Genomic DNA, 14,781 nt, shown 5'->3' on the forward strand with positions numbered 1-14,781 from the left:
ACTGGATCGCGCCCCGTGCCGGAACGCGGCGCCGCCGGCGCGGCGCGCGTTTTCCGTTGACGGAGCGCCATACGGATACGCCGCAGGCACGCGAGACAGCGCACCTGCGGCGGGTAGCGGCAATCATACCATCGCGCGTGATCGATTCCGACGGGGCGTGCGCCCGTCCGGACCGCTTTCCGGCTCGCGCCGGTCTTCGGTGCCCTGTTCGCCGCCCGGCCCGTCGCCCTTCTGGTCGCCCTCCTGCTGGCCCTGCTGCTGACTCGTATCGCGATGTATCCAGCTCGAAAGCAGCGAGGCGAGCACGATGCACGCACCGCCCGCCCATTCGCGCGGGCCCGGCACTTCGCCGGCGAAGAGCCACGCGGTGAGCGCGGTCACGACGAGTTCGAACAGCATGATGATGGATGCGCGATTAGCCGGCACGCGAGCGAGCCCGTACTGGACGAGCATGTTGTTCGACGCCAGCACGAACCCGAGCGCCAGCACGAGCAGTGCCGCGATAGCCAGATGGCCGCCCGCGGGCGGCGCAGGCATCGGCTCGAACAACGACGCACAGGCGCTGAAGAGCGCGGCCCCGCCGAAGATCGTCGCCGTGCGCATTTCCGGTTTCATCTGCGGCAGCACCCGGCTCGCCTTGAGGATCAACACGTTGCTCAGGGCAAAACCCATGCCGCCGGCGAGGCCGCCCCATTCCGCCGCGTTGGCGGGCACCGGCAGGCCGGCCTGCGGCGACCACAGCATCAGCATCGCGCCGCCCAGCGACAGCGCCGCGAGACCGGCGCCGCCCCACGTCAGCCGCTCGTGCAGAATGAAATGCGCAAAGAGCGCGGTCCATGCCGGCGTCAGATAGAAGAGCAGCAGCACCCGCATTACTTCGCCGTGAATCGAGCCCCAAACGAAGCCGAGGTTGGTCACGCCGGCCGCGAGCCCGAGCGCCGGCAAGATCCAGTGCCACCGCACGCTCGCAATCGCGCGACGGCGCAGCGCGAGCACGAAGAGGCAGCCGGCGGCGCTCGTCGCCGCGCTCGCGGCGGTGCCTGTCACGCCGAGGGACGCCAGCATGCGCAGCGGGTACCAGACCATGCCCCACACCGAAGCGCCCAGCATGATCGCGAGCGTGGGCCAACTGGTGGACCAACTCGCGGCACCGTTTGTCGGCGTATTCGGGCGCGCGTTTGTGCGCGTGTCTGAACGAATCCGGTCATTCATTGCGGCCAACCTCCGCGGCCTTCCGCTACCTGACCGTGGTCCACACTCTCATTGCTCGGTAACGTCAATCTGCATCCTTTCGTGTCTTCGTGTCTTCGTGTTTTCGCGGGGCATTCCGGGCGGCGTACCGCCTTGACTGGCTGGCCCAACCCCTCGCGTTCCCGGCACTCCACGCTATAATCGCCCGCTTGAAGTTCGCCGCAGCAACCGCACGCCTCGCGGCTCGCTGCATCTGCGTCGGGCCGGCTTCCATGGTGGCCGGCGCGTACCTCGCTCACCTGTCGCTGTACGTCTTCGATCAGCCCTGATCCGCCAAGTGAACCCGCTCCTCGACACCCTTCAGTCCTATCCCTTCGAAAAGCTGCGCACGCTCTTCGCCGACGTCACGCCGCCGCACGGCCTGCGCCACATCAGCTTCGGCATCGGGGAGCCCAAACATCCTACGCCCGCGCTTGTGCGCGAGGCAGTGATCGCTTCGCTCGACGGCCTGTCGGCCTATCCCGCTACGGCAGGATCAGACGCGCTGCGCGAGACCATCGCGCGTTGGGTCACGCAGCGCTACGGCCTGCCGGCTGTCGATGCGAAGACGCAGGTACTGCCGGTTTCCGGCTCGCGCGAAGCGCTCTTCGCGCTCGCGCAGGCGGTGGTCGATCCGACCGCTGGTGTCAAGGATCCCGCGAAACGGCCGATCGTACTCTGTCCGAACCCGTTCTACCAAATCTACGAGGGTGCGGCGCTGCTCGCGGGTGCCGAGCCGTATTTCGCCAACAGCGATCCGGCGCGCAATTTCGCCTGCGACTACTCGGCCGTGCCCGACGACATCTGGGCGCGCACCCAGCTGCTTTACGTCTGCTCGCCGGGCAACCCGACGGGCGCGGTGCTCACGCTCGACGACTGGCGCGAACTCTTCGCGCTGTCGGACCGGTACGGCTTTGTGATCGCTTCCGACGAGTGCTATTCGGAAATCTACTTCGACGAGAACGCGCCGCCGCTCGGCGGACTCGAGGCGGCACACCGGCTCGGGCGCGGATTCGATCGTCTCGTGATGCTGTCGAGCCTCTCGAAGCGCTCGAACGTGCCCGGCATGCGCTCGGGCTTCGTCGCGGGCGACGCCGCCATCCTCAAGCCGTTCCTGCTCTACCGCACCTACCACGGTGCGGCGCTCTCGACGGTCTGGCAAAGCGCCAGCATCGCCGCATGGAACGACGAGGCCCACGTGCGCGAGAACCGCGCGAAGTATGTGCAGAAGTTTTCCACGGTCACGCCGATGATCGCGGATGTCCTCGACGTGCGCATGCCCGACGCCGCGTTCTACCTCTGGGCGAACGTGGCGCGCACTGGCCTTTCGGATACCGCCTTCGCCCGGCAACTGTACGCCGACTATAATGTGACGGTTCTGCCGGGCTCGTATCTCGCACGCACCGCACATGGCGTCAATCCAGGGCGCGATTTCGTCCGTCTGGCGCTCGTCGCCGGCGTCGACGAATGCGTCGAGGGCGCGAGGCGGATCGTTTCGTTCTGCCGCGCGCTTTGCGCGGCGAGCTAAGCCGATCCGAGACGCACCGGGCACCGTCGAGGCGCCGGACACCGGCCGCGCGCGGCGCTACGGCACCGCACAAGCGGCGCCCCTGCAGCCAACGGCGAGGCGCCACGCTTCTCTTCCACTGTCTTTCACTTCCAGCAACCACGAACATGTCGCAACAACTTCAGCAGATCATCGACACCGCCTGGGACAACCGCGCCGAGCTGTCGCCGAAATCGGCCTCTCCGGAAGTGCGTGACGCCGTCGCGCACGCCATCGAGCAACTCGACCGCGGCACACTGCGCGTCGCCGAAAAGAAAGACGGCCAGTGGATCGTCAACCAGTGGCTGAAGAAGGCGGTGCTGCTGTCGTTTCGCCTGGAAGACAACGTGCCGATGCCGGCGGGCGGCTACTCCCAGTTCTACGACAAAGTGCCCTCGAAGTTCGCCAACTACACGACCGAAGACTTCGCCGCGGGCGGGTTTCGCGTCGTGCCGCCCGCCATTGCGCGCCGCGGCTCGTTTATCGCGAAGAACGTCGTGCTGATGCCGTCGTACACGAACATCGGCGCTTACGTGGACGAAGGCACGATGGTCGACACGTGGGCCACCGTCGGGTCGTGTGCGCAGATCGGCAAGAACGTGCACCTGTCGGGCGGCGTGGGCATCGGCGGCGTGCTGGAGCCGCTGCAGGCCAACCCCGTCATCATCGAGGACAACTGCTTCATCGGCGCGCGCTCGGAAGTGGTGGAAGGCGTGATCGTCGAAGAGAACTCGGTGATCTCGATGGGCGTCTACCTCGGCCAGAGCACCAAGATCTACGACCGCGAAACCGGCGAAGTGACCTATGGCCGCATTCCTGCGGGCTCCGTCGTGGTGGCGGGCAACCTGCCGTCGAAGGACGGTTCGCACAGCCTCTACTGCGCCGTGATCGTGAAGAAGGTGGACGCGAAGACGCGCGCGAAGGTCGGGCTGAACGAACTGCTGCGGGGCGACTGAGATGGCCGCGGGCAAAACGGTCGTCTACGGCATTCCGAACTGCGACACGGTGAAGAAGGCGCGCGTGTGGCTTGAAGAGCACGGCGTCGCGTTCGAGTTCCACGACTTCAAGAAAGCCGGCGTCACGGCGCCGCTTCTCAAGGGCTGGTTGAAGCAAGTGCCGCTCGACACGCTCGTGAACCGGCGCGGCACGACGTGGCGCGGCCTCGACGACGACGCGAAGGCCGCGGCGCAGAACGAGGCCGGCGCGATCGCGCTGATGATCGAGAAGCCCTCCGTCATCAAACGCCCCGTGGTAGTCGTGGACGGGCACGTGAAAACGCTCGGCTTCTCGGCCGACCACTATGCGGCGCTCTTCGCCTAGCGCGGCGGCGCTTTGGCGCCGTCTGTAACCCATGCTGTTGCCGGCCCGCGGGCCGGCAATTTTCTTATCGGAAGCCTCGTTCCCATGTCCGGCACCCTCGCCCTTACCGAACAGCTGATTGCCCGCGCATCGGTCACGCCCGACGATCAGCACTGCCAGCAGATCCTGATCGAGCGCCTCGCGCCGCTGGGCTTCGCGTGCGAAACCATCGAGTCGCACGGCGTCACCAATCTCTGGGCCGTCAAGCGCGGCACCGACGGCACCAACGGCAAGCTGCTCGCCTTCGCGGGCCACACCGACGTCGTGCCGACCGGCCCGCTCGAACAATGGCGTTCGCCGCCGTTCGTGCCCGCCATTCGCGACGGCAAGCTCTACGGTCGCGGCGCCGCGGACATGAAGACGTCGCTCGCCGGTTTCGTCGTGGCAAGCGAAGAATTCGTGGCGGCGCATCCGCAGCATCGCGGCTCCGTTGCGTTCCTCATCACGAGCGACGAGGAAGGCCCGGCCACGGATGGCACCGTCAAGGTGGTCGACCTGCTCGAAGCGCGCGGCGAGCGGCTCGACTACTGCATCGTCGGCGAACCCACGTCCACGGCCACGCTCGGCGACGTCGTGAAGAACGGCCGGCGCGGCTCGATGAGCGGCAAGCTCACCATCAAGGGCGTGCAGGGGCATATCGCGTATCCGCACCTCGCGAAGAATCCCGTTCATCTGTTGGCGCCGGCCTTGGCCGAACTCGTAGCCGAACGCTGGGACGACGGCAACGAATACTTTCCGCCCACCACGTGGCAGGTGTCGAACCTGCACAGCGGCACGGGCGCGAGCAACGTGATTCCGGGCCACGCCGACGTGCTCTTCAACTTCCGCTTCTCGACCGCGAGCACGGTGGAAGGACTGCAGCAGCGCGTGCACGCGATCCTCGACCGCCATGGGCTCGACTACGATCTTCAATGGACCGTGAGCGGCCTGCCGTTCCTCACGCCGCACGGCGAGTTGTCGAGCGCGCTCGAGAAGGCGATTCGCGACGAGACCGGTGTCACCACCGAACTCTCCACCACGGGCGGCACCTCGGACGGCCGCTTCATCGCACGCATCTGCCCGCAGGTGGTCGAATTCGGGCCGCCGAACGGCAGCATCCACAAGATCGACGAGCATATCGACGTAGCCTTCGTCGAACCGCTCAAGAATGTCTACCGGCGCGTGCTCGAACAGCTGATCGCCTGATGCGACCACGCACGCCGACACGACACGAGGAGTCCACCATGCCGCATCCGCTTTGCGCCACCTTCCAGACCGTGCGCGACCTGCTGCGTTACGCGGTCACACGTTTCAACGAAGCCGAACTGGCGTTCGGCCACGGCACCACGAACGCCTACGACGAAGCCGCGTATCTGATTCTCCACACGCTGCATCTGCCGCTCGACCTGCTCGATCCGTTTCTCGACGCGCGCCTCACAGCCGAGGAAACGACGACCGTGCTCGGCGTAATCGAGCGCCGCGCCACCGAGCGCGTGCCGGCCGCCTACATCACGCACGAAGCATGGATGCACGGCGTGCGCTTTTACGTGGACGAGCGCGTGATCGTGCCGCGCTCATTCATCGGCGAGCTGCTGCAGGACGGCTTGCAGCCCTACGTCGAAGACCCGGAACTGGTCGGCGCGGTGCTTGAACTTTGCACGGGCTCGGGTTGCCTCGCCGTGCTCGCCGCCCACGCGTTCCCGAACGCGGACATCGATGCCGTGGACCTCTCGGCGCCGGCGCTCGAAGTCGCGGCACGCAACGTCCATGAGCACGACCTCGACGAGCGCATCTCGCTCTTTCAGGGCGATCTGTTCGCCCCGCTGCCCGAGCGCCGCTATGACCTCATCATCACGAATCCGCCGTACGTCAACGCGGAATCGATGCAGACGCTGCCCGCCGAGTACCGGCACGAACCGGAAATGGCACTCGCGGGCGGTGCCGACGGCATGGACATTGTCCGCCGCATCATCGGCGAGGCGCGCCGCTGGCTGACAGACGAAGGCGTGCTCGTGGTCGAGATCGGTAACGAGCGCGCGAATGTCGAAGCGGCGTTCGGCGGGCTCGATCTGGTCTGGCTGCCGACGAGCGCCGGCGACGACAACGTGTTCCTGATCCAGGCCGCGGACCTGCCGGGCTGAACGAGGCCGAGTGACCGGCCGACGGCCGCTGGGTCCGAGCGGCCGCGCTACCACGTGATGCATCGCCGCGCCTTCTGTCAGGGCACAAGTGGTCTCGACAGCCGCGGCGCAACACCATCCGGTAAGATGGGCGGGCCTGCGCGCCAGCCGGCGCGCAGCGGTTCAGGAGTCCCTGTACGCCGGTATGCAATTCGATCTGCTCCATCTCGGCACATTCGTCGCGCTCGCGCATATCCTCGGCGTCATCGCGGCGTGCCACGCCATCCTCAACACCCGCACCTCGCAAGGCGCAATCGCGTGGGCCGTCTCGCTCACGGCGATGCCCTACTTCACGCTGATTCCCTATCTGTTCCTCGGCCGCAGCAAGTTCGAGGGCTACGCCGACGCCCGGCGCCTGCGCAACGAATCGCTGCGCTCGCGCGCTCATCCGCCCGAGTGGGATTCGATGGGCTCGTCGGGCGCCAAGCCTGCCGACGCGCTGGGGACGAGCGTGATCCGCTCGTTCACGCGCCTCGGCGGCATGCCGTTCCTGCCGGGCAACACCGTGCGCACGCTCGTGAACGGCGACGCGACGTTCGCGGCCATCCTCGAGGCAATCGGCGAGGCCGAGCGCTATGTGATCGTGCAGTTCTTCATTGTGCGCGCCGACGCGCTGGGCGAAATGCTCAAAGACGTGCTGCTCGCCTGCGCGAAACGCGGCGTACGCGTGTACTTCCTCTATGACAGCATCGGCAGTTTCGATCTGCCGCATCGCTACGTGTCCGCGCTGCGCGCGGGCGGCGTGGAGGTGCACCCGTTCGCGACAAACCGGCGCTTCGTCAACCGGTTTCAGCTCAACTTCCGCAATCACCGCAAGATCGTGGTGGTCGATGGCGCGCGCGCCTTCGTGGGCGGCCACAACGTGGGCGTCGAGTATCTGGGCGCCAACCCGAGGCTCTCGCCGTGGCGCGATACGCACATCGAAGTGCGCGGTCCCGCGGTTGCGAGCATCCAGTTCGTATTCACCGAAGACTGGTACTGGGCTACCCAGCAGTTGCCGCCGCTTGACTCGCCGCCTGCCACGCACAGCGACGACATGCATTGCCTCGTGCTGCCAAGCGGCCCGGCGGACCGCCAGGAAACCTGCTCGCTCTTTTTCGTGGAGGCGATCAATGCGGCACGCAAGCGCATCTGGATCACGACGCCCTATCTCGTGCCCGACGAAGCCGTGTTCTCGGCGTTGCGGCTGGCCGTGCTGCGCGGCGTGGACGTGCGCATCATGATCCCCAGTCGGCGCGATCACTACGTGGTGTTCGAAGCCTCGAAGCTCTACGCCTGGGACGCGATACGGGCAGGCATTCGCATCTTTCGCTACCGGCCGGGCTTCCTGCACCAGAAGGTGGTACTGATCGACGACGTGGCAGCCGCGGTAGGCAGCGCGAATCTCGACAACCGGTCGTTCCGCCTTAATTTCGAAATCATGGTGCTGACCGTGGACCAGGCCTTCGCCGCCGAGGTGGAGGCCATGCTGCAGCACGACTTCGACGAAGCGTTCGAGATCGATCGTACCGAGTACCGCAATGCGCCCGCGTGGCGAAAGATGACCATGCACGTGGCGCGGCTCTTCGCGCCTATCCTTTAGCGGCGCGAGCAGGCTCGGCGCGCCGCTCGCGCTACAGCAGCTTTTCGATATCGGCCGCGATGGATTCGGGCTTCGTGACGGGCGCGTAGCGCTTTACGACGTTGCCGTTGCGGTCGACCAGAAACTTGGTGAAGTTCCACTTGATCGCTTCGAGCCCAAGCAGACCGGGCGCCTCTTCCGTGAGGAAACGATACAGCGGGTGCGCGCCCGCACCGTTCACGTCGATCTTGTCGAACATCTGGAACGACACGCCGTAGTTCTTTTCGCAGAAGCTGCCGATCTGCGCCGCGTCGCCCGGCTCCTGCTTGCCGAACTGATTGCACGGAAAACCGAGCACCGCGAGGCCGCGCGCCGCGTATTGCTCGTGCAGTTGCTGCAGACCGGCATATTGCGGCGTGAACCCGCATTCGCTCGCCGTGTTGACGATCAGCATCACCTTGCCCTGATAGCGCTCGAGGCTGACCGGCTCGCCGTTCAACGCGGCAGCCGAGAACGAGTAGATCGAAGTCATCTGTGCTTTCCTCGCAAAAAAGTAGCGCCAGTCTAAGCGAAAAGGCCCGCGCGCGCCCCTGGCCGTCCGGCCGATCCTCCGAGCGGGTAGCACAGTCTAGAATAGCGTTTTTGTCAGCGCCGGGCCTCGTTGTGATCCGCTTTAACCAGTTCAGTCTTACGCGCGGCACGAAGCCGCTTTTCGATCAGACGTCGTTCACGCTGAATCCCGGCGAAAAGGCCGGGCTCGTCGGCGCGAACGGCGCCGGCAAATCGACCTTGTTTGCCGTGTTGCGCGGCGAACTGCACGCGGACGCCGGCGACTTTTCGATACCGCCTTCGTGGCAGATCGCTCATGTCGCTCAAGAAACGCCGGCAGTCGACAAAAGCGCGCTGGACTACACGCTGGACGGCGATGCGGCACTGCGCGACATCGAAGCGCGTATCGCAGCGGCATCCGCCGCCCACGACGGCACCGCCGAAGCGGAAGCCCACGCTGCCTTCGCGGACGCGGACGGCTACACCGCGCCGGCTCGCGCCGAAGCGCTGCTGTTGGGCCTCGGCTTCACGCTCGAACAGACGCGCCAGCCGGTCAGCAGCTTCTCCGGCGGCTGGCGCATGCGCCTGAACCTCGCGCAGGCGCTGATGTGCCGCTCGGACCTGCTGCTGCTCGACGAGCCCACCAACCACCTCGACCTCGACGCCATCGTGTGGCTGGAAGAGTGGCTGCGCCGCTATCCCGGCACGCTGGTCGTGATCTCGCACGATCGCGAGTTTCTCGATTCGGTCTGCAACGTCACGCTGCACCTCGAGCAGCGGCAGATCAAACGGTACGGCGGCAACTATTCGCAGTTCGAGATTCTGCGCGCGCAGCAACTCGCCTTGCAGCAAAGCGCTTACGAGAAGCAGCAGAAGACCGTGGCGCACCTGCAGAGCTTCATCAACCGCTTCAAGGCGAAGGCGACGAAGGCCCGCCAGGCGCAGAGCCGCGTGAAGGCGCTCGAAAAGATGGAACTCATCGCGCCCGCGCACGCCGCTTCGCCGTTCACGTTCGAGTTCCGTCAGCCCGATTCCGCACCGAACCCCATGATGGTGATGGAAGGCGTGCGCTGCGGCTATCGCGCGGCGGACGGCGGCGAAATTCCCATCGTGGAGGGTGTGACGCTTTCCATCCAGAACGGTCAGCGCATCGGTCTGCTGGGCGCGAACGGCCAGGGCAAGTCGACGCTGATCAAGACACTGGCCGGCACGCTCGCGCCGCTTGCGGGCGAGTTGCGCACGGGCAAGGGGCTGCAGATCGGCTACTTCGCGCAACATCAACTCGAAACGCTGCGCCCGAGCGATTCGCCGCTCCAACATCTCGCGCGTCTCGCGCCGGACACGCGCGAACAGGAACTGCGCGATTTCCTCGGCAGCTTCAACTTCGCGGGCGACATGGCCACCGCGCCCATCGCGCCGTTCTCAGGCGGCGAGAAGGCGCGCCTCGCGCTCGCGCTCATCATCTGGCAGAAGCCGAATCTGCTGCTGCTCGACGAGCCGACCAACCACCTCGACCTCGAAACGCGTCATGCGCTCACCATGGCGCTTGCGCAGTTCGAAGGCACGCTGATCGTCGTTTCGCACGACCGCCACCTGCTGCGCGCCACCACGGACGAGTTCATGCTGGTGGCGAAGCATCGCCTGCAACCGTTCGATGGCGATCTCGACGATTACCGCAACTGGCTGCTCGAGCATGCTGCGCAGCAACGTGCCGCGCTCAAGGCAAGCGAGGCGCCGCAAGCGGCGGCCGAAGGTTCTCAGAACCGCAAGGACCTGCGGCGCCAGGAAGCCGAAACAAGGCAGAAGCTGTCGCAGCTGAAAAAGCCGCTGCAGACTCGCATCGCGAAGATCGAAAAGGAAATGGACTCACTCAACGCCGAGAAAGCCTCGCTCGATGCGTTCGTTGCCGATCCCGCGAGCTACGAAGCACAGCACAAGGCCCGGCTGACCGAGGCGATCCGTCGGCAGGGTGAGGTGGCCGGGCAGATCGAAGCACTGGAAGCGCAATGGCTCGATGCGCACGAGGAACTGGAGCAGATCGGTTAACGAACGGCGCGAGCCGGCCGCGTCATATGGCGCCCGGAGCACGCCCCATCGTCGTCGACAAGGAGATTGAGAGTGCCATCTCCCGCTGTACTACAAGGCTTGCGCGTGCTCGATCTGACGCGCCTGCTGCCCGGCCCCGTCGCCACGTTACGGCTCGCGGAACTGGGTGCGGACGTGCTGAAAATCGAGGCCCCGGGTGCCGGCGACGACGCCCGGGTGATGATGCAGAGCGCCGCAGACCGGGTAGCGGGCCGCCCCGGCGCGTTCTACCGCATCGTCAATCGTGGCAAGCGGGAAACGCGGCTCGACCTGAAGTCGGAAAGCGGTCGCAACGTGCTGAAGGCGCTGGCTCGCGACGCGGACGTGCTCGTGGAAAGTTTTCGCCCCGGCGTGATGGCACGGCTCGGCCTTGGCTACGACACGCTGCGCGAGGTCAATCCGAAACTCGTCTATTGCGCCATCACGGGCTACGGTTCGAGCGGGCCGTTCGCACGTCGCGCCGGCCATGATCTCAACTACGTGTCCTATGCCGGCGTACTGGACCAGCTTGCCTCGAGCGACGGCACGCCCGTACTGCCCAACTTCCAGATTGCCGATCTGCTGGGCGGCGCGCTCAGCGCGGTGACGCAAATTCTCGCGGCGCTCTGGCACGTATCGCGCGGCGGCGAAGGCCGTTTCCTCGACGTATCGATGACGCACGCCACCTACGCCCACAACATCGTCGCGCAAATCGCGCTCGCCAACGACGACGACGAAGGTCCGAACGCGGGCGGCAGCCTGCTCAACGGCGGGGTGCCCTGCTACAACCTGTATCGAACGCTCGATGGACGTTGGCTTGCGGTCGGCGCGCTGGAGCTGAAGTTCTGGGAGACGCTGTGCGCGGCGATCGATCGGCCCGAATGGGGCACGCGGCACTGGAGTCTCGGGCAGGCCGTTGGCGGTGCCGACGCCGCCGCGCTCACGCGCGAACTGGCCGGCGTGATTGCCAGCCGGACACTCGAGGACTGGTCGAAGCTGCTGGAGCCGCTCGACTGCTGCGTCTCGCCGGTGCTCACACCGGCGGAAGCCGCACGGCATCCGCTCTTCACGAGCGCGACGGCGGAACAGCCGGATGCAGAGAAAGCCCCAGAAGCGCGCACCGCGGCACAGCAGGAAAAGACGACCAACATACGAACGCCGCTCGCAGGGCCGCAACGGCAAGACAAGTATTGAACAGGCGTCAAGTGTGGTGCCTGAACCGGCGAACTCGGTGACACCCAGAGGCGTGTTCCGCGCTCAGGCCTCAACGCCGTGGCAAGGTCTGCCGTGGTTCGCGCTCGTCGTCGTAGAGCCGATGCTTACGCCCTTCCACGTGGCGCGCGATGGTGCTGCGCACTTCTGCAGCCGTCACGTGTTCCGCGACGACGCGCCGGGAAATCTGACCATCGCTGTCAATCCACTCGACGATGCGGCATGCACCGCCCCACGGCTGACGGATCGGATCGGACACGCGGCAGCCGCGCACCACGACGGCGCATTGGCCCACGGATTCATGAGACTGTTTCAAGGCACCACCCTTCCCGCTCGAAACGGAATGCAGACCGAATCGAGCATAGGGAAAAGAGATGTCTCATGGGTTACAGCGTCCACGGCGTCCGTTACAGCCGATTACGGCCACAAAGCGTCCGCAAGGCGAGGGACAACATAGCGCTCGACTCAAAACGGCTCGCAGCCGAACACGGCCCGATCGCGCCTAGCGATCCGCTATTCGAACTCGCGCACGCGGTCGATAGCCTGCTCGATGCGCTCGACCGCGATGACCTGAAGGCCGTCGATCGGCTGCTTCGGTGCATTGGCCTTCGGAATGAGCGCGCGCGAAAAACCAAGCTTCGCTGCTTCCTTGAGCCGCTCCTGCCCGCGGGGCGACGGCCGGATCTCGCCCGCCAGCCCCACTTCGCCGAACACGATGAGGCCCTTCGGCAACGGCTTGTTGCGCATCGACGAATGAATGGCGAGCAACACGGCAAGGTCGGCGGCGGGCTCGGTAATCTTCACGCCGCCCACCGCGTTGAGAAAAACGTCCTGATCGAAACACGCAATGCCCGCATGCCGATGCAGTACCGCGAGCAGCAGCGCGAGCCGGTTCTGTTCGAGGCCGACCGCGAGCCGCCGCGGATTGGGCACGTGCGCCGTATCCACGAGCGCCTGGATTTCCACGAGCAGCGGCCGCGACCCCTCTTGCGTGACGAGCACGCACGAGCCCGGCACGGTTTGCTCGTGCTGCGAAAGAAACAGGGCGGAAGGATTCGCGACCCCGCGTAAGCCGCGCTCGGTCATGGCGAACACGCCCAGTTCGTTGACCGCGCCGAAGCGGTTCTTGAATGCGCGCACAAGGCGAAACGACGAATGCGTGTCGCCTTCGAAGTACAGCACCGTGTCGACGATGTGCTCCAGCACACGCGGCCCCGCCAGATTGCCCTCTTTCGTGACGTGCCCGACCATGATGATCGCGGTACCCGACTGCTTGGCTAAGCGCGTGAGTTGCGCGGCACATTCGCGCACCTGTGCGACGGATCCCGGCGCCGACGAAAGCGCCTCGGAATAGATGGTCTGAATCGAATCGATCACGGCCACGTCGGGCCGTTCGGCCTCGATGACGGCCTGAATTTTTTCGAGCTGGATTTCGGCGAGCAACTGAAGGTCGCTCGCCTTCGCCCCCGGCTCCAGCAGCGCGAGCCGTTGGGCGCGCAAGGCGATCTGTGCGCCGGATTCCTCGCCGCTCACGTACAGCGCGCGGCGCTCGCTTGCAATCTGCGCGAGCGATTGCAGCAGCAACGTCGATTTGCCGATACCCGGGTCGCCACCGATCAGCACCACGCCGCCTGCCACGAGACCGCCGCCCAGCACGCGGTCGAACTCGCCCACGCCGGTGGTGAAACGCGGCACATCGGAGGCTTCGATATCGGCGAGCCGCTGCACCGTCGCAGTCTTCGCGAGCGACTGGAAGCGCCTTGTGCCGGCCGGCTCAGCGACGGTTTCGACGAGCGTGTTCCACGCGCCGCAGGCGGGGCATTGCCCTTGCCACTTCGGCGCCTGCCCGCCGCACTCGGTGCAGGTGTACAGCGTCTTCGGTCGGGCCACGCGTTATTCCGCCCGCACCGGCACACGCGGCGCGATCGCGCACATCAGCTCGTAACCGATCGTGCCGCACGCTTGCGCCACGTCGTCGATGGGCAAGGCATTGCCCCACAGCTCGACGCGCGTGCCCACGTTCGCGTTCGGGCACGAGGTGAGATCGACAGTGAGCATGTCCATGGAGACGCGGCCCACCACCCGCGTGCGCACGCCGTCCACAATAATGGGCGTGCCTTCCGGCGCGATGCGCGGATAGCCGTCCGCGTAGCCGCAGGCGACCACGCCGATGCGCATGGTCTCGCGCGCCTTGAAGGTCGAGCCGTAGCCCACGGTCTGCCCTTTTGCCACGGTCTGCACGGCGATGAGTTCGGAAGCGAACGTCATGGCCGGCTGCAGGCCCACGCCGTCGATCGCCGCGTTCACGCCCGATGGCGATGCCCCGTACAGAATGATGCCGGGGCGCACCCAGTCGAAGTGCGCCGACGGGTGCCAGAGCGTGGCCGCCGAATTCGCGAGGCTGCGCGCACCCGCGATGCCTTCGGCGCCGCGCTCGAACGCCTCCATCTGGTAGCCGATGCCGCGCTCGCTGTCGGCGTCGGAGAAATGGGTCATCAACGTGATCTGGCCGATGCCCGCGCAGGCACGCGCGCGCTCCCATGCCGCACGGAAACGCTCGGGCGTATAACCCAAACGGTTCATGCCGCTATTCATTTTCAGCTGGATATTGACCGGCTTCGACAAACGCGCCATTTCGAGCATGCGCATCTGCTCGTCCGAGTGAATGGCGGTGGTGAGGCTATAGCGATCGATGACGTCGATATCCGTCGGACGAAAGAAGCCCTCGAGCAACAAAATAGGCCCAGCCCAGCCCAGCTCACGCAACTTCACCGCTTCTTCCAGGTCGAGCAATCCAAAGCCATCGGTTGCGCGAAGCCCCGGGAACGCACGCGCGAGCCCGTGACCGTAGGCGTTGGCTTTCACGACAGCCCAGATTTTCGACTTGGGCGCGCAGCGGCGCACGACGGCGAGATTGTTGGCAAGAGCGGCGGTGTGAATCGTGGCTGAGAGGGGACGCGGCATGGGAAGTTTTCGTAAAGACGCTTTCAAATCAGGAGCTTACAATGCGTTTTCAGCGCCTGGAAGTCCGCCGGATGGTGCGGCTGAGGTATCTGCTAGTCCGAATGCCGCTATTTTCGTGATATAAAGCCGTGCGCACA

At 65.8% G+C, this 14,781-nt stretch carries 13 protein-coding genes; 8 read left to right on the forward strand and 5 right to left on the reverse strand.

Annotated features, from left to right (window positions below):
* Positions 1 to 123 precede the first annotated feature (123 nt).
* Positions 124 to 1,110, reverse strand: coding sequence for a DMT family transporter (locus PKKP23_RS02355; RefSeq protein WP_126875865.1), 987 nt, complete (start codon positions 1,108 to 1,110; stop codon positions 124 to 126).
* Between the two features lie 418 nt (positions 1,111 to 1,528).
* Between PKKP23_RS02355 and dapC the strand changes: the two genes are divergently transcribed.
* The 6 genes from dapC (at position 1,529) to cls (ending at position 7,876) form a co-directional block, all read left to right on the forward strand.
* Positions 1,529 to 2,758: a succinyldiaminopimelate transaminase gene (gene dapC / locus PKKP23_RS02360; protein WP_126875660.1), complete on the forward strand. Its 1,230-nt coding sequence runs from the start codon at positions 1,529 to 1,531 to the stop codon at positions 2,756 to 2,758.
* A gap of 146 nt (positions 2,759 to 2,904) precedes the next feature.
* A complete protein-coding gene (gene dapD, locus PKKP23_RS02365) occupies positions 2,905 to 3,732 on the forward strand; it encodes a 2,3,4,5-tetrahydropyridine-2,6-dicarboxylate N-succinyltransferase (protein WP_126875661.1) in 828 nt (275 codons plus the stop codon).
* 1 nt (position 3,733) lies between these two features.
* On the forward strand, positions 3,734 to 4,096 hold the full coding sequence (locus tag PKKP23_RS02370; protein ID WP_017778125.1) for an ArsC family reductase: 363 nt from the start codon (positions 3,734 to 3,736) through the stop codon (positions 4,094 to 4,096).
* A gap of 84 nt (positions 4,097 to 4,180) precedes the next feature.
* On the forward strand, positions 4,181 to 5,320 hold the full coding sequence (gene dapE, locus PKKP23_RS02375) for a succinyl-diaminopimelate desuccinylase (protein ID WP_126875662.1): 1,140 nt from the start codon (positions 4,181 to 4,183) through the stop codon (positions 5,318 to 5,320).
* Positions 5,321 to 5,358: 38 nt separating this feature from the next.
* Positions 5,359 to 6,255 (forward strand): 50S ribosomal protein L3 N(5)-glutamine methyltransferase, encoded by an 897-nt coding sequence (gene prmB / locus PKKP23_RS02380; protein ID WP_126875663.1) that lies wholly within the window; start codon positions 5,359 to 5,361, stop codon positions 6,253 to 6,255.
* Positions 6,256 to 6,439: 184 nt separating this feature from the next.
* Positions 6,440 to 7,876, forward strand: coding sequence for a cardiolipin synthase (gene cls, locus PKKP23_RS02385; RefSeq protein ID WP_126875664.1), 1,437 nt, complete (start codon positions 6,440 to 6,442; stop codon positions 7,874 to 7,876).
* Between the two features lie 31 nt (positions 7,877 to 7,907).
* Here the strand turns inward: cls and PKKP23_RS02390 are convergent, their stop codons facing one another.
* Complete coding sequence (locus PKKP23_RS02390) at positions 7,908 to 8,387, reverse strand: glutathione peroxidase (RefSeq protein ID WP_017778121.1); 480 nt, start codon at positions 8,385 to 8,387, stop codon at positions 7,908 to 7,910.
* A gap of 131 nt (positions 8,388 to 8,518) precedes the next feature.
* On the opposite strand from PKKP23_RS02390, the gene PKKP23_RS02395 reads away from it, so the two are divergent.
* Together PKKP23_RS02395 and PKKP23_RS02400 are read left to right on the forward strand one after the other, a co-directional pair.
* A complete protein-coding gene (locus tag PKKP23_RS02395; RefSeq protein ID WP_126875866.1) occupies positions 8,519 to 10,450 on the forward strand; it encodes an ATP-binding cassette domain-containing protein in 1,932 nt (643 codons plus the stop codon).
* A 72-nt stretch (positions 10,451 to 10,522) separates the two neighbouring features.
* Positions 10,523 to 11,662 (forward strand): CaiB/BaiF CoA transferase family protein, encoded by a 1,140-nt coding sequence (locus tag PKKP23_RS02400; protein WP_240658698.1) that lies wholly within the window; start codon positions 10,523 to 10,525, stop codon positions 11,660 to 11,662.
* A 70-nt stretch (positions 11,663 to 11,732) separates the two neighbouring features.
* Here the strand turns inward: PKKP23_RS02400 and PKKP23_RS02405 are convergent, their stop codons facing one another.
* The 3 genes from PKKP23_RS02405 to alr form a co-directional block, all read right to left on the reverse strand.
* Positions 11,733 to 11,996 carry a DUF2866 domain-containing protein gene (locus tag PKKP23_RS02405; protein WP_026122114.1) on the reverse strand — a complete coding sequence of 88 codons (264 nt, stop codon included), beginning with the start codon at positions 11,994 to 11,996 and terminating at the stop codon, positions 11,733 to 11,735.
* 197 nt (positions 11,997 to 12,193) lie between these two features.
* Positions 12,194 to 13,570 carry a DNA repair protein RadA gene (gene radA / locus PKKP23_RS02410; RefSeq protein ID WP_126875665.1) on the reverse strand — a complete coding sequence of 459 codons (1,377 nt, stop codon included), beginning with the start codon at positions 13,568 to 13,570 and terminating at the stop codon, positions 12,194 to 12,196.
* 3 nt (positions 13,571 to 13,573) lie between these two features.
* The gene (alr, locus tag PKKP23_RS02415; RefSeq protein ID WP_126875666.1) at positions 13,574 to 14,644 is read right to left on the reverse strand and encodes an alanine racemase; all 1,071 of its coding nucleotides are present in this window, start codon (positions 14,642 to 14,644) and stop codon (positions 13,574 to 13,576) included.
* Between the last annotated feature and the right edge of the window lie 137 nt (positions 14,645 to 14,781).

Origin of the sequence: Paraburkholderia kururiensis JCM 10599 = LMG 19447 (assembly GCF_003986935.1) — a bacterium.
In the GTDB taxonomy this organism is placed as follows: domain Bacteria; phylum Pseudomonadota; class Gammaproteobacteria; order Burkholderiales; family Burkholderiaceae; genus Paraburkholderia; species Paraburkholderia kururiensis.

Excerpts from the sequence above, each read along its gene's own strand:
- PKKP23_RS02370 (WP_017778125.1), top strand. The coding sequence starts at position 3,734 with ATGGCCGCGGGCAAAACGGTCGTCTACGGCATTCCGAACTGCGACACG.
- dapE (WP_126875662.1), top strand. The coding sequence starts at position 4,181 with ATGTCCGGCACCCTCGCCCTTACCGAACAGCTGATTGCCCGCGCATCG.
- cls (WP_126875664.1), top strand. The coding sequence starts at position 6,440 with ATGCAATTCGATCTGCTCCATCTCGGCACATTCGTCGCGCTCGCGCAT.
- PKKP23_RS02390 (WP_017778121.1), bottom strand. The coding sequence starts at position 8,387 with ATGACTTCGATCTACTCGTTCTCGGCTGCCGCGTTGAACGGCGAGCCG.
- alr (WP_126875666.1), bottom strand. The coding sequence starts at position 14,644 with ATGCCGCGTCCCCTCTCAGCCACGATTCACACCGCCGCTCTTGCCAAC.
- prmB (WP_126875663.1), top strand. The coding sequence starts at position 5,359 with ATGCCGCATCCGCTTTGCGCCACCTTCCAGACCGTGCGCGACCTGCTG.
- dapD (WP_126875661.1), top strand. The coding sequence starts at position 2,905 with ATGTCGCAACAACTTCAGCAGATCATCGACACCGCCTGGGACAACCGC.
- PKKP23_RS02355 (WP_126875865.1), bottom strand. The coding sequence starts at position 1,110 with ATGCTGGGCGCTTCGGTGTGGGGCATGGTCTGGTACCCGCTGCGCATG.